The organism is Achromobacter sp. NCFB-sbj8-Ac1-l, from assembly GCF_052695805.1.
Window position 1 is genome coordinate 6,092,131 of the sequence record NZ_CP199812.1, and the last position, 12,723, is coordinate 6,104,853.

14 protein-coding genes are annotated in these 12,723 nt (G+C 65.6%); 8 read left to right on the forward strand and 6 right to left on the reverse strand.

The features are described from left to right. Positions 1-4 precede the first annotated feature (4 nt). From mreD to ACUDP5_RS27950, 3 genes are all read right to left on the reverse strand, one after another. On the reverse strand, positions 5-571 hold the full coding sequence (gene mreD / locus ACUDP5_RS27940; protein WP_263914837.1) for a rod shape-determining protein MreD: 567 nt from the start codon (positions 569-571) through the stop codon (positions 5-7). After that, positions 558-1,442, reverse strand: coding sequence for a rod shape-determining protein MreC (gene mreC, locus ACUDP5_RS27945; protein ID WP_445657777.1), 885 nt, complete (start codon positions 1,440-1,442; stop codon positions 558-560). Before mreC ends, mreD begins: the two co-directional genes overlap by 14 nt. A gap of 84 nt (positions 1,443-1,526) precedes the next feature. Then, positions 1,527-2,570: a rod shape-determining protein gene (locus ACUDP5_RS27950; RefSeq protein WP_006216320.1), complete on the reverse strand. Its 1,044-nt coding sequence runs from the start codon at positions 2,568-2,570 to the stop codon at positions 1,527-1,529. Positions 2,571-2,797: 227 nt separating this feature from the next. Here ACUDP5_RS27950 and gatC point away from each other — a divergent pair, with 227 nt between their 5' ends. From gatC to ACUDP5_RS27975, 5 genes are all read left to right on the forward strand, one after another. Further along, positions 2,798-3,106: an Asp-tRNA(Asn)/Glu-tRNA(Gln) amidotransferase subunit GatC gene (gatC, locus tag ACUDP5_RS27955; protein ID WP_263914836.1), complete on the forward strand. Its 309-nt coding sequence runs from the start codon at positions 2,798-2,800 to the stop codon at positions 3,104-3,106. A 3-nt stretch (positions 3,107-3,109) separates the two neighbouring features. After that, positions 3,110-4,651 (forward strand): Asp-tRNA(Asn)/Glu-tRNA(Gln) amidotransferase subunit GatA, encoded by a 1,542-nt coding sequence (gene gatA, locus ACUDP5_RS27960; RefSeq protein ID WP_445657778.1) that lies wholly within the window; start codon positions 3,110-3,112, stop codon positions 4,649-4,651. A gap of 3 nt (positions 4,652-4,654) precedes the next feature. Continuing rightward, positions 4,655-6,112, forward strand: coding sequence for an Asp-tRNA(Asn)/Glu-tRNA(Gln) amidotransferase subunit GatB (gene gatB / locus ACUDP5_RS27965; RefSeq protein ID WP_445657779.1), 1,458 nt, complete (start codon positions 4,655-4,657; stop codon positions 6,110-6,112). A 126-nt stretch (positions 6,113-6,238) separates the two neighbouring features. Beyond that, a complete protein-coding gene (locus ACUDP5_RS27970) occupies positions 6,239-6,490 on the forward strand; it encodes a hypothetical protein (RefSeq protein WP_025136567.1) in 252 nt (83 codons plus the stop codon). Next, complete coding sequence (locus tag ACUDP5_RS27975) at positions 6,487-7,059, forward strand: type II toxin-antitoxin system VapC family toxin (protein ID WP_445657780.1); 573 nt, start codon at positions 6,487-6,489, stop codon at positions 7,057-7,059. Before ACUDP5_RS27970 ends, ACUDP5_RS27975 begins: the two co-directional genes overlap by 4 nt. On the opposite strand, the gene pyrE is transcribed toward ACUDP5_RS27975, so the two are convergent. Then, on the reverse strand, positions 6,974-7,672 hold the full coding sequence (pyrE, locus tag ACUDP5_RS27980; RefSeq protein ID WP_445657781.1) for an orotate phosphoribosyltransferase: 699 nt from the start codon (positions 7,670-7,672) through the stop codon (positions 6,974-6,976). The two genes, ACUDP5_RS27975 and pyrE, sit on opposite strands and share 86 nt — an antisense overlap. A 134-nt stretch (positions 7,673-7,806) precedes the next feature. On the opposite strand from pyrE, the gene ACUDP5_RS27985 reads away from it, so the two are divergent. Both ACUDP5_RS27985 and gdhA read left to right on the forward strand, forming a co-directional pair. After that, positions 7,807-8,595: an exodeoxyribonuclease III gene (locus ACUDP5_RS27985; protein ID WP_263914831.1), complete on the forward strand. Its 789-nt coding sequence runs from the start codon at positions 7,807-7,809 to the stop codon at positions 8,593-8,595. 447 nt (positions 8,596-9,042) lie between these two features. Further along, positions 9,043-10,389, forward strand: a complete 1,347-nt coding sequence (gene gdhA, locus ACUDP5_RS27990; protein WP_263914830.1) for an NADP-specific glutamate dehydrogenase — start codon at positions 9,043-9,045, stop codon at positions 10,387-10,389. A gap of 130 nt (positions 10,390-10,519) precedes the next feature. On the opposite strand, the gene ACUDP5_RS27995 is transcribed toward gdhA, so the two are convergent. Both ACUDP5_RS27995 and ACUDP5_RS28000 read right to left on the reverse strand, forming a co-directional pair. Then, positions 10,520-11,011 (reverse strand): copper chaperone PCu(A)C, encoded by a 492-nt coding sequence (locus ACUDP5_RS27995; RefSeq protein ID WP_445657782.1) that lies wholly within the window; start codon positions 11,009-11,011, stop codon positions 10,520-10,522. A 19-nt stretch (positions 11,012-11,030) separates the two neighbouring features. Then, on the reverse strand, positions 11,031-11,930 hold the full coding sequence (locus ACUDP5_RS28000) for a LysR family transcriptional regulator ArgP (RefSeq protein WP_263914828.1): 900 nt from the start codon (positions 11,928-11,930) through the stop codon (positions 11,031-11,033). Positions 11,931-12,079: 149 nt separating this feature from the next. Between ACUDP5_RS28000 and ACUDP5_RS28005 the strand changes: the two genes are divergently transcribed. Further along, positions 12,080-12,712 carry a LysE family transporter gene (locus ACUDP5_RS28005; RefSeq protein ID WP_263914827.1) on the forward strand — a complete coding sequence of 211 codons (633 nt, stop codon included), beginning with the start codon at positions 12,080-12,082 and terminating at the stop codon, positions 12,710-12,712. The last annotated feature ends 11 nt before the right edge of the window (positions 12,713-12,723 follow it).

The window sequence follows — 12,723 nt, forward strand, 5'->3', positions numbered from 1 at the left end:
GCCGTCAGGCGGAGGAAGATTCGGCGTCGTCGGCACCGCGCTGCGGCAAGTGCAGAACCCAGCCCGCCAGCGGCCACAGGGCGGCGGTGATCGCGACGCTGATGCCCCAGTCCCAGCCCGGCCACTTGCCGGCCAGCCAGGCATGGATGATCTGGGTGACGAAGCGCGCGATCAGGAACACAGGCAGCATGTGCATGGCCTGGCTCCAGAGGTCGAAGCGTTGCAGGCGCCGATGCAGCACCACGGCGCCATAGGCGACCAGGGTGTAGGACAGCGCGTGTTCGCCCAGCAGCCCGGCGTCGTGCACGTCCATCAGCAGGCCGAAGCAGAAGGCGGTGAACAGACCCACGCGGCGCGGTTCGTGCACGCACCAGAAGGCGATGATCAGGATCAGGACGTCGGGCGCGCCCTGCCACAACCGCCACGGCAGCAGCGACACCAGCCAGACCAAAATGATGGTGCCCCAGACGAACACGCCGTGGGCCGGCCCGGACAGGCGCTCGGGCTGCACATTGCTGGGCGTACCCAGGCGGCGCCGGGGTTGCCCTGATGATTGATTAGTCCGATCCACCGGAATCGACCTCCTGACGGTTGGACTCGGCACGTTCCACATCCACCTGCAGGACCAGGAAGTGGCGATAGCGTTCAGGGTGGGCCAGCGGTTCGCAGACGGCGCGCGCGAAGCCGGAAGCGGTGTCGCGTTCGACCGAGGTTACCTTGGCCACCGGCAGGCCGGCGGGAAACAGGCCGCCGACGCCACTGGTGACGATAGTATCGCCTTCCTTGATGTCGGCATTGGCAGCCAGGTAACGGACATCCATCTTGCCCGGAGAGTTCCCGCCGAATGCAATCAGCCGCAGGCCATTGCGCAGCAGTTGCACGGGGATGGAAACCTGTTCGTCGGTGACCAGGGCGGCTTCGGCCGTCATGGGGGTGACGCGCACGATCTGGCCGACCACGCCGCCTTCGTCGATGACGGGCATGCCCGGCGCCAGGCCGGCCTTGCTGCCCTTGTTGAAGACCAGCCGCTGGTTGAACGCATTGGTGGGTTCGTACAGCACTTCCACGACCACGGCCGACTGGGCCACGGTGTCGGTCACGCCCAGCAGGCGGCGCAATTGCGCGTTTTCGGCGGCCAGCTGCGCCGCGTGGGTGGCCACCTGGGCCAGTTCGATGCGCTGGCGTTGCAGCGCTTCGTTTTCGCTACGGATGAGGTTGGCCGCGTTGACCCATTCATTGACCTGTTGCACCAGGTCGCGCGGCGCCATGACGGCGCGCTGGAAGGGGTATAGCGCCACGGACACCGCACGGCGTGCCGGTTCGAGCATGCGCCATTGCGAATCCATGATGATCAGGGCCAACGCCAAGGCGACCAGGACGACCAGCCGCACCTCCGCGGGTGGACCGCGCCTGAATAGGGGGGGAGTCCCTTGTCGTTGCATGAATCTCAGCCCGGGCGCCCGCGCCCGCCGCCCCCGCAGCGGCCGGAGCCGTGGAAAAGCGGGGCTCCGGGCTGGCGGGCAGGATTAGTCGTTGATGAAGATCGCGCCCAGTTTCTCAAGGTGTTCCAGCGCCTCGCCGCAACCGCGCACGACGCAGGTCAGGGGATCATCGGCGACCACCACCGGCAGGCCGGTTTCTTCTTGCAGCAGGCGGTCCAGGTCACGCAGCAGGGCGCCGCCGCCGGTCAGGGCGATGCCCTTGTCGGTGATGTCGGCGCCGAGTTCGGGCGGGGTCTGCTCAAGGGCGATCTTGACGGCAGAGACGATCTGGTTGAGCGGGTCGGTCAGGGATTCGAGGATCTCGTTGGACGAGACCGTGAAGCTGCGCGGCACGCCTTCGGCCAGGTTGCGGCCCTTGACTTCGATTTCGCGGACTTCGGAACCCGGGAAGGCGGAACCGATTTCCTTCTTGATGAGTTCGGCGGTGGGTTCACCGATCAGCATGCCGTAGTTGCGGCGGATGTAGTTGACGATGGCTTCGTCGAACTTGTCGCCGCCGACGCGCACGGAACCCTTGTAGACCATGCCGCCCAGCGAGATGACCGCCACCTCGGTGGTGCCGCCGCCGATGTCGACGACCATGGAGCCGCTGGCGTCGGACACGGCCAGGCCGGCGCCGATGGCCGCGGCCATGGGTTCTTCGATCAGGAAGACGTGGGACGCGCCGGCGCCAAGCGCCGATTCGCGGATGGCGCGACGTTCAACCTGGGTGGAGCCGCAGGGTACGCACACGATGATGCGCGGGCTGGGCGCCAGCATGTTGCGGGGGTGCACCATGCGGATGAACTGCTTGAGCATCTGTTCGGTGACCGTGAAGTCGGCGATGACGCCGTCCTTCATGGGCCGGATGGCCTCGATGTTGCCGGGCACTCGACCAAGCATCTGCTTGGCTTCGTGGCCGACGGCCTGGATGATCTTTTTGCCGTGAGGCCCGCCTTCATGACGGATTGCGACCACGGAGGGCTCATCGAGCACGATGCCCTTGCCGCGGACGTAAATCAGCGTATTGGCGGTACCGAGGTCGATCGCCATATCGCTGGAAAAATAACTGCGCAGGAATCCGAACATGGGAGCTCAGCTAAATTCTGGGGGGAATTGGGTCATGCCGCGGGGCGTACGACCCGAGAAAGGTCGGGTCCGCCTGTCATCACGGCGATTAAACCGTGAATCATAACTTATAATTTCCCCGGAAATAGCGCATAAATGCAGGCTATTCAAGCTTTGTAACGGTATTGGCATGTGCATACTGCCCAGTCCCGCCCCTCGGCCTTCGCTTCTCGATATTTGCAATCCCCATGGCGCTCAATGACACAGATGTGGCCCGCATTGCCAAGCTGGCCAGAATCGAACTGACCCCGGACCAACGCACCCACGCGCAGGCCGAGCTCAACGGCATCCTCCACCTGATCGAACGGCTGCAAGCCGTCGACACCCAAGGCGTCGAACCCCTGGCCCACCCCCTGTCCGCCCACGAAGACATCGTGCTGCGCCTGCGCCAGGACGCCGTGACGGAAACCGCCTCGGAGGCCCGCCGCGCAGAACTGCTGGCCAACGCCCCCGATGCCCAGGACGGCCTCTTCCTGGTTCCCAAGGTCCTAGATTAAGCCATGACGAAACCCGCCTTGCATACCCAATTCGAGGGGATCGCCGCCCTGCGCGCGGCCCTCGCCCAACGCCAGGTCAGCGCCGTCGAACTGGCGCAAAGCTCGCTGGCCGCCGCCGACGCGGCCAGCGGCCTGAACGCCTTCTTACATATTGACGCCGAATTGACGCTGGTCCAGGCCCGCGCCGCCGACGCCGCGCTGGCCGCCGGCAACGCCGGTCCGCTGGCCGGCGTGCCCATCGCCCACAAAGACGCCTTCGTCACCCGCGGCTGGCGTACCACCGCCGGCAGCAAGATGCTGGACGGCTACGTCAGCCCGTTCGACGCCACCGTGGTCGAGCGCCTGCAAGCGGCCGGCGCCGTGTCGCTGGGCAAGCTGAACTGCGACGAATTCGCCATGGGCTCGGGCAACGAGAACTCGGCCTACGGCCCTGTGAAGAACCCTTGGGATCTCTCGGCCGTGCCGGGCGGCTCGTCGGGCGGTTCGGCTGCGGCCGTGGCGGCCCGCCTGGTGGCCGCCACCACCGGCACCGACACCGGCGGCTCGGTCCGCCAACCCGCCGCGCTGTGCGGCGTGAGCGGCATCAAGCCCACCTACGGCACCGTGTCACGCTACGGCATGGTCGCCTTCGGCTCCAGCCTGGACCAGGCCGGCCCGCTGGCCCCCAGCAGCCGCGATCTGCTCGAACTGCTGGACGTCATCAGCGGCTTTGACCCGCGCGACGCCACCAGCCTGGAAAAATGCGACGGCGCCGTCAACGAGCCGGGCCGCGTGCGGCGCGACTTCGACGCCGCCCAGGCCCGATACGACGCCGCCGGCAGCCAGCCCCTGAAGGGCCTGCGCATCGGCGTGCCCGCCGAGTACTTCGGCGCCGGCCTGGCGCCGGACGTGGCCGCCGCAGTGGAAGCCGCCCTGGCCCAGTTCGAGGCCCTGGGCGCCGTGCGCGTGCCGGTGTCGCTGCCCCGCACCGAGCTGGCCATTCCCGCCTATTACGTCATCGCCCCCGCCGAAGCCTCCAGCAACCTGGCCCGCTACGACGGCGTGCGCTACGGCCATCGCGCCACGCAGTACGACGGGCTGGACCACATGATCAGCCGCTCGCGCGCCGAAGGCTTCGGCGACGAGGTCAAGCGCCGCATCCTGATCGGCACCTATGTGCTGTCCCATGGCTACTATGACGCCTACTACCTGCAGGCCCAGCGCCTGCGCCGCATGATCGCGCAGGACTTCCAGCGCGCCTATGCCGGCCAGTGCGACGTCATCATGGGCCCGGTGACCCCGACGGTCGCCAAGAACATCGGCGACAACCGCGACGACCCCACCGCCGACTGGCTGGCCGACGTCTACACGCTGGGCGTGAGCCTGGCCGGCCTGCCCGCGATGTCGATCCCCTGCGGTTTCGGCAATCACGGCGGCGCCAAACGCCCGGTCGGCCTGCAGATCATCGGCAACTACTTCGACGAAGGCCGCCTCCTGGCCATCGCCGACCGCTACCAACAAGTCACCGACTGGCACAAAGCCTCGCCGGCCCAGCAGGACGCCTAAACAATGAACTGGGAAATCGTCATCGGCCTGGAAACGCATACGCAGCTTTCCACCGACTCCAAGATCTTTTCGGGCAGCAGCACCCAATTCGGCGCCGCGCCCAACACCCACGCCAACGAAGTCGACCTGGCCCTGCCCGGCAGCCTGCCGGTCATGAACCGCGGCGCCGCCGAACGCGCCATCCGCTTCGGCCTGGCCGTGGGCGCCGAGATCGCACCGCGCTCGGTGTTTGCGCGCAAGAACTACTTCTACCCCGACCTGCCCAAGGGCTACCAGATCAGCCAATACGAGCTGCCGGTGGTGGTGGGCGGCTCGCTGTCGTTCTTCGTGGGCGAGGAAGAAAAAACCGTCAACCTGACGCGCGCCCACCTCGAAGAAGACGCAGGCAAGTCCTCGCACGACAACTTCACGCTGGCCAATGGTTCGGCGGCCAGCGGCATCGACCTGAATCGCGCCGGCACGCCGCTGCTGGAAATCGTGACCGAGCCCGAAATGCGCTCGGCCGCCGAGGCCGTGGCCTACGCCCGCGCGCTGCACAGCCTGGTGGTCTGGCTGGGCATCTGCGACGGCAACATGCAGGAAGGCTCGTTCCGCTGCGACGCCAACGTATCCGTGCGCCCGGTGGGCCAGAAGGAATTCGGCACCCGCACCGAGATCAAGAACGTCAACTCGTTCCGCTTCCTCGAACGCGCCATCATCCATGAAGCGCGGCGCCAGATCGAACTGATCGAAGACGGCGGCACCGTGGTCCAGGAAACCCGCCTGTACGACGCGGACGCCGACGAAACCCGCAGCATGCGCAGCAAGGAAGACGCGCACGACTACCGCTACTTCCCCGACCCCGACCTGCCCACGCTGGTCATCTCGCGCGAGTGGGTGGATGAAGTGCGCGCCACCATGCCCGAGCTGCCGGCCGCCCAGCGCGCCCGCTTTGAATCCGAATACGGCCTGCCCGCCTACGATGCCGCGCAACTGACCGTCAGCCGCGACCTGGCCGCCTACTTCGAAGCCGTGGCGCACGCGCTGCCGGCCGGCCAGGCCAAGCTGGCCGCCAACTGGATCATGGGCGAAGTGGCCGCCACGCTGAACAAGGAAGAAAAGGCCATCGCCGATTCCCCGGTGCAGGCCCCCGCGCTGGCGACCCTGATCAACCGCATCATCGACGGCACGATCTCCAACAAGATCGCGCGCGAAGTGTTCGGCGCCATGTGGGTAGGCGAAAACGGCGGCCAGGCCGACGCCATCATCGAGGCCCGCGGCTTGAAGCAGATCAGCGACACCGGCGCCATCGGCGCCATGATCGACGAGGTGCTTGCCGCCAACCCGGCCATCGTCGAGGAATACCGCGCCGGCAAGCAGAAGGCGTTCAACTCGCTGGTAGGCCAGATCATGAAGGCCGCCCGCGGCAAGGCCAACCCGCAGCAGGTCAACGACCTGCTCAAGCAGAAGCTGGACAGCTGATCCCCATGCGCCGTCCCGACTTCGGGGCGGCGTGCAAGATCAGACCAATCCTAGGGCCGCGGCATCTTGTCGCGGCCTTTTGTTTGGCCAAGAATGATCTGGTCGATTCCGACTGGAGATTTGGCCATGAACGCCCCCTACCTATCCATCCCACGCGAACAAGTTGCGGAACGGCTCGACGAAATGATCCAAGCCGCCAACGATGGCGTGTTCGTTGTCATCACCCACGACGGTCAGGCGCAAGCGCAGCTCAGGCGGGTCAATCCCCTGATGACCGAAGCGGGTCACAATGCGATAGAAGAACTGAAACGGTTCCCGGGCATCCCGTACACCGACGAAGCCACATGGTGGTACGCCGTCAAAGGGGTCCGCGAATGAAGCTTGTGCTCGATGCCTCGGTCGCGTTGAGCTGGCTGCGATTGCCCAGCCAAACCTGCAGCGAACAGGCGTTTGCCATCCTGGACGGCCTGAACGGCGAAGCCGTCCTTGTCCCGCAGATATGGCCAATGGAAGTGGCTCAAGGCGCCTTGCGCGTCGAGCGACAGCAACAGGCCACGGCAGCCATGCTGGCCAAATTCTCTGCCGTGCTGAACAGCGTGCCCGTCGTCAACGAATCGCGCCCTTGTACCGCCTGGCTGCCACAATGCGAGCGGCTCGCCCGCAAACACGGACTTACCGTTTACGACGCCTCGTACCTGGAACTCGCGTTATGGCGCGGCGCGGCGCTGGCCACGTTCGACAAACGTCTGGCGCAGGCTGCACAAACCAACGGCGTGTTGGTCGTTGGGCATGAACCGGTCCACAGGCTCGAAGAACCGGTCGTGCGATACGGCGTCCGGCAATGTCTTGCCGAACTCGCGCTTACTTCACCCCGTACTTGGTCCGATACGCCAGCACGGCGTCACGGTGCTCGGCAAACGCGGCATCGTCTTGCAGCAGCGCCATGATGTCTGCCAGCGACGCGATGGCCACTACCGGAATGCCGTAGGTCTTGGCCACGTCTTGCACGGCGGAATGGGCCGACAGGGCGTCGTCCGGGCCGGCGCGTTCCATGCGGTCCATGGCGATCAGCACCGCTGCCGGTTCGGCGCCCGCGGTGCGGATGATCTCTACCGATTCGCGCACCGAGGTGCCCGCCGTGATGACGTCGTCGATGATCACGACCTTGCCCTTGAGCGGTGCGCCGACCAGGGTGCCGCCTTCGCCGTGGTCCTTGGCTTCCTTGCGGTTGTAGGCAAACGGCACGTCGCTGCGGCCTTGCATGGCCGGATGGCCGGCCAGCGCCACGGCGGTGGCCGTCGCCAGGGGAATGCCCTTGTAGGCCGGGCCGAACAGCATGTCGAACGACACGCCCGAATCCAGCAGCGCCTGGGCATAGAAGCCCGCCAGCTTGCCGACCGAACCGCCGCTGTTGAACAGACCCGCATTGAAGAAATAGGGGCTGATGCGTCCCGATTTGACCTTGAAGCTGCCGAAGCGCAGCACGCCTTCGTTCAGGGCGAAGCGGACGAATTCGAGCGAGGTGGCGGAAGCGTGATGGGCGGATTGGGCGGCAGACATGCGAGGAAGGTCCGAGAGATGGCAAACCCCCGCATTTTATCCGGTGTCGGGGGCTTTCTCTGGCAGCGGCGCCGAGTCGGTTAAATTCCTGCCATTGTTCCGGCCACCCTCGGCCGCTCTACAGGAGTCCCGCTTTGCTGCGCATCACGTCGATCAACCTCAATGGCATTCGGTCCGCCTTTCGCAAGGGCCTGCAACCCTGGATGGAAAAGCACGCCGCCGACGTGCTCTGCCTGCAGGAAATCAAGGTATCCGACGAGGACCTGACCGAAGACCTGCGCCACCCGCCCGGGTACACGGGTCACTTCCACCATGCCGTGAAAAAGGGCTACAGCGGCGTGGGAATCTACCTGCGTGATTCGGCCGAACGCGTCGTCAGCGGCCTGGACTGCGAGGAATTCGATCCCGAAGGCCGCATCATCCGCGCCGACTGGAAGAACCTGTCCGTCGTCAGCGCCTACCTGCCGTCCGGCTCCAGCGGCGACGAACGCCAGCAGGCCAAGTACCGCTTCCTGGACCGCTTTGGCCCGTGGATCGACCAGCTGATGCACGAGCACAAGACGACCGGCCGCGAATTCATCATCTGTGGCGACTGGAACATCGCGCACAAGGAAATCGACCTGAAAAACTGGAAGGGCAACCTGAAGAACTCCGGTTTCCTGCCTGAAGAACGCGCCTGGCTCACCGATGTCTTCGACAAGCGCGGCTTCGTGGACGTGTTCCGCTCCATCGACGACCGCCCGGACCAATACACCTGGTGGAGCAACCGTGGCCAGGCCTGGGCCAAGAACGTCGGGTGGCGTATCGACTACCAGATCGCCACGCCGGGCATCGCCGCCCGGGCGCGCAGCGTCGCCATCTATAAGGACGAACGCTTTTCCGACCACGCGCCGCTGACCATCGACTACGACGCCACGCTGTAACGGCGCCGGACGGACGGCCCGGAGGGGGCGTCCGTCTGATTTTTCGCAAAATAATAATAGGGACATATCAACACCTGATATCCAGTCAGAATTTCCGGTACAGGGCCATTTCTCCACGGATCTCCCTATGAAGCCCGGATCCGGCGACGCAATATCTTCTTCGAATTTATTAGGGACATATTAAATTCCCCTATGATTTCAAGGCTCCCCGGGTTTCCCTGCGGCGACCAGGCCTTGGCCATCACCCGCCAAACCGCTATGCGTCACCATTTATTAAAGAAAAAAGCGCTTTGATATCAAGGTGATGGCGCATCTTTCGGCTTTGCGCAGGGCAACAAATTAGCCCTACAATTCCGCACCAAGCCGGTGCCAAGCGCACCAAAACGGGCAGAAGCCGCCCCAAAACGGCGCATGCCCGCACCTATTCGAAGCCCCCCCAAGGAGATCATGTTGAAAGTGCAGAGTCTGGACGACTTCCTGCGTGGCGTCGCCGCGCGCGATCCGCAGCAGCCGGAATTCATGCAAGCCGTCCAGGAGGTGATGCTGAGCCTGTGGCCTTTCATCGAAAAGCACCCCCACTACGCCGAGCACGCCCTGCTCGAACGCCTGGTGGAACCGGAACGCGTGATCCAGTTCCGGGTGTGCTGGACCGATGACCGGGGCCAGGCGCAGGTCAACCGCGCTTTCCGCATCCAGCACAGCTCGGCCATCGGCCCGTTCAAGGGCGGCATGCGCTTTCACCCGTCGGTGAACCTGTCGATCCTGAAGTTCCTGGCCTTCGAGCAGACCCTGAAGAACTCGCTGACCACGCTGCCCATGGGCGGCGGCAAAGGCGGCTCGGACTTCGACCCCAAGGGCAAGTCCGACGCCGAAGTCATGCGCTTCTGCCAGGCCCTGATGATCGAGCTGTACCGCCACCTGGGCCCGGACACCGACGTGCCCGCCGGCGACATCGGCGTGGGCGCGCGTGAAGTCGGCTTCATGGCCGGCATGATGAAGAAGCTGTCCAACTCTACCGCCAGCGTGTTTACCGGCAAGGGCCTGACCTTCGGTGGCAGCCTGATCCGCCCGGAAGCCACCGGCTACGGCACCGTCTACTTCGCCGAAGAAATGCTCAAGCGGGTCGGCAAATCGTTCGACGGCCTGCGCGTGTCGGTCTCGGGGTCGGGCAACGTGGCGCAATACGCCATCGAGAAAGCCATGTCGCTGGGCGCCAAGGTCGTGACGGTGTCCGACTCGAACGGCACCGTGGTCGACGAAGCCGGCTTCACCCACGAAAAGCTGGTGGCGCTGATGCACATCAAGAACGACCTGCGCGGTCGCCTGGATACCTACGCGCGCCAATTCGGCCTGGTCTACGAAGCCGGCAAGCGCCCCTGGCACGTGCCGGTGGACGTGGCCCTGCCCTGCGCCACCCAGAACGAACTGGAACTGGCCGATGCCCAGACGCTGATCAAGAACGGCGTGCTGTGCGTGGCCGAAGGTGCCAACATGCCGGCCACCCTGGAAGCCGCCAAGGCATTCATCGCCGCCCGCGTGCTGTACGCGCCGGGCAAGGCCAGCAACGCCGGTGGCGTGGCAGTGTCGGGCCTGGAAATGGCCCAGAACTCGGCTCGCCTGTCGTGGACCCGCGAAGAAGTCGATACGCGCCTGCACGCCATCATGCGCGACATCCACGAGAACTGCGTGCGCCACGGCCACAGCGAGCGTGAATACGTCAACTACCTGGACGGCGCCAACATCGCCGGCTTCGTCAAGGTGGCCGACGCGATGCGCCAGCAGGGTCTGTACTAAACCGCAGGGCCCAGCCTGGCCGCCAGGCCAAGCTCCCGCGCCCGACCGGCGCGGGACCGAAGCCCAAACAGAAACGGAGCCGCAAGGCTCCGTTTTTACATGCGCGCGGCCTCCAGGCCGCCCGCCGGGATCAATGCTTCATCGCGCCATGATCGTGGCTCATGCCGGGGTTGTAGGACGCCGGCTTGACCTTGAACTGCACCGCGACTTCGCCCGCCTTCTCGAACTTCAGCGTAGCCGGCACGGTGCCGCCCTCGGCAAAGGGCGCCTTCAGCTTGATGAACATGACGTGGTAGCCGCCCGGGCTGAGCTTGACCTCGGTGTCGGCCGGCAGTGCGATGCCGGCTTCGACCTGGCGCATCTTGGACACGCCGTTCGTGGTTTCCACCGTGTGCAGCTCGACGCGTTCGGCCGCGGCCGACGTGATGGACAGCAGGCGGTCGGGCGTCTTGGCATCGTTGTCGATATCCATATAGCCAGCGCCGTTGGACTGGCCCGGGGCGGAGGCGCGTACCCAGAGGTCGTCGACCTCGATCTCGCCAACCTTGTAGTCCTTGGCCCAGGCCGAACCGGCCGCGCACAGGCCCAGGACGGCAACGGCGGCGAACTTGCGGATGTTCATGGGGTGTTCTCCTATGGGGTTAACGCCGCCGGACCAGGCTGCGGGCGGCTGACAGAACCGAGTCGGTCAAAGCTTCCATCGCCTCGGAGTTTACCCGCCAATGCTGCCAATACAGCGGCACATCCTCCCAGGCGCGGCCCCGCAGCAAGACCAGTTGACCCGCGTCAAGATGTTCCTGGACCAGCGGCAGTGGATTCATGGTCCAGCCCAGCCCGCCCAGCGTGGCCTGCACGAACGCGCGGGTGGAGGGCACCCACCAGACGGGCGGCTGCCACGGCGTCGGGTCCGAGATCTTGTGCGCGAAGCGGGCCTGCAGCGCGTCCTTGCGGTTAAAGACCAGCACGGGCGCCTGGGCCAGCGTCTGCGCATTCACGCCCTGTGCAAAGTAGCGCTTGTGAAACGCCGGGCTGCACGTCGCCACATATCGCATGCTGCCCAAGGCATGGATGCGGCAGCCCTGAACAGGGTCGGCCAGTGTCGTCACGGCACCCAGCACCGAGCCGTTGCGCAGCAGCGCGGCGGTGTGATCCTGGTCTTCGGACAACATGTCCAGGGTGGCACGGGTGCGGCTGGCGAATTGCAAGGCCGCGTCGACGAACCAGGTTTCCAGGCTGTCGTGGTTGACGGCGACGGGGATGCTGGCGTGCGGCACGTCGTCGTCCGCCACGCCCAGGCGGTTCAGGGCGTCGTGCTCGAGCAGCGCCGTCTGCTCGGCAAGCTGCACCAGCACCTGGCCGTCGGCGGTGGCGGCCGCCGGCACGGTGCGCTGGACCAGCAGCCGGCCCATGCGGTCTTCGAGCGCCTTGATCCGCTGCGATACCGCAGACGGGGTCACGCTGAGGGCCAGCGCGGCGCGGTCGAAACTGCCTTCGCGCACCACCGCCGCCAGGGCGCGCAGGTTGCCGTGATCGATCTTCATAGAATTAGATTTACTTAAGATAGTGAAGGAAAATTAGCTGTATTTCATATCCCCTGCAAGCGAAAATGATGCATTGCCGGTATGCGCAACGCTGCCGGCCCGGTTTTCAAGCGCCGCCACAAGGCGTTGCAGTCAAGAGGTTCTGCGTCATGTTTGCCACGTTGTCATCCCCCCTATTCCTCACCGCCTGGGCCAGCGGCACGGCCACCGGGCTGGGCCTGTTCGCCGTCGTGGGCGCGCAAAGCGCGTTCATCCTGCGCCAAGGGTTGATGCGCGCCCATCTGCTGTCGGTGGTCGCCATCTGCGCCCTGATCGACGCCGTCTTCATCTTTGCCAGCGTCTCGGGGCTGCAAGCCCTGACCGCCTGGTTCCCGTGGCTGACAACGGCCGTGCTGTGGTTCGGCGTGGCCTTCCTGTCCTGGTACGCCCTGCAATCGGCCCGCCGCGCCTGGTCGGCCACCGGCGGCCTGGCCGCTGCGCGCGACGTCGTGCCTTCGCGCCGCGCCGCGATGCTGGGCGCACTGGGCTTTTCGCTCTTGAACCCGCATTTCTGGCTGGACATGGTGGTGGTGGGCTCGCTGGCCCACGGCTTTGAGGACGCCCGCATGGCCTTCGCCGCCGGCGCCTTCACGGCCAGCCTGTTGTGGCTGGCCGTGCTGGGCATCGGCTCGCGCCTGTTCGCCCGCTTCTTTGCCAGCGCATCGGCCTGGCGCGTGCTGGACGGCGTCATCGCCGTAGTCATGGCGGGCCTGGCCGTCAGCCTGGCGGTCAAGGGCGTGTAAGGGAATACGGG

Bases quoted from the DNA above. Each gene is read 5' to 3' on its own strand.
- ACUDP5_RS27950 (WP_006216320.1), bottom strand. From the start codon at position 2,570: ATGTTCGGATTCCTGCGCAGTTATTTTTCCAGCGATATGGCGATCGAC.
- ACUDP5_RS27970 (WP_025136567.1), top strand. From the start codon at position 6,239: ATGAACGCCCCCTACCTATCCATCCCACGCGAACAAGTTGCGGAACGG.
- ACUDP5_RS27975 (WP_445657780.1), top strand. From the start codon at position 6,487: ATGAAGCTTGTGCTCGATGCCTCGGTCGCGTTGAGCTGGCTGCGATTG.
- mreC (WP_445657777.1), bottom strand. From the start codon at position 1,442: ATGCAACGACAAGGGACTCCCCCCCTATTCAGGCGCGGTCCACCCGCG.
- ACUDP5_RS28000 (WP_263914828.1), bottom strand. From the start codon at position 11,930: ATGAAGATCGATCACGGCAACCTGCGCGCCCTGGCGGCGGTGGTGCGC.
- gatC (WP_263914836.1), top strand. From the start codon at position 2,798: ATGGCGCTCAATGACACAGATGTGGCCCGCATTGCCAAGCTGGCCAGA.
- ACUDP5_RS27995 (WP_445657782.1), bottom strand. From the start codon at position 11,011: ATGAACATCCGCAAGTTCGCCGCCGTTGCCGTCCTGGGCCTGTGCGCG.
- gatA (WP_445657778.1), top strand. From the start codon at position 3,110: ATGACGAAACCCGCCTTGCATACCCAATTCGAGGGGATCGCCGCCCTG.
- gatB (WP_445657779.1), top strand. From the start codon at position 4,655: ATGAACTGGGAAATCGTCATCGGCCTGGAAACGCATACGCAGCTTTCC.
- pyrE (WP_445657781.1), bottom strand. From the start codon at position 7,672: ATGTCTGCCGCCCAATCCGCCCATCACGCTTCCGCCACCTCGCTCGAA.
- gdhA (WP_263914830.1), top strand. From the start codon at position 9,043: ATGTTGAAAGTGCAGAGTCTGGACGACTTCCTGCGTGGCGTCGCCGCG.
- ACUDP5_RS28005 (WP_263914827.1), top strand. From the start codon at position 12,080: ATGTTTGCCACGTTGTCATCCCCCCTATTCCTCACCGCCTGGGCCAGC.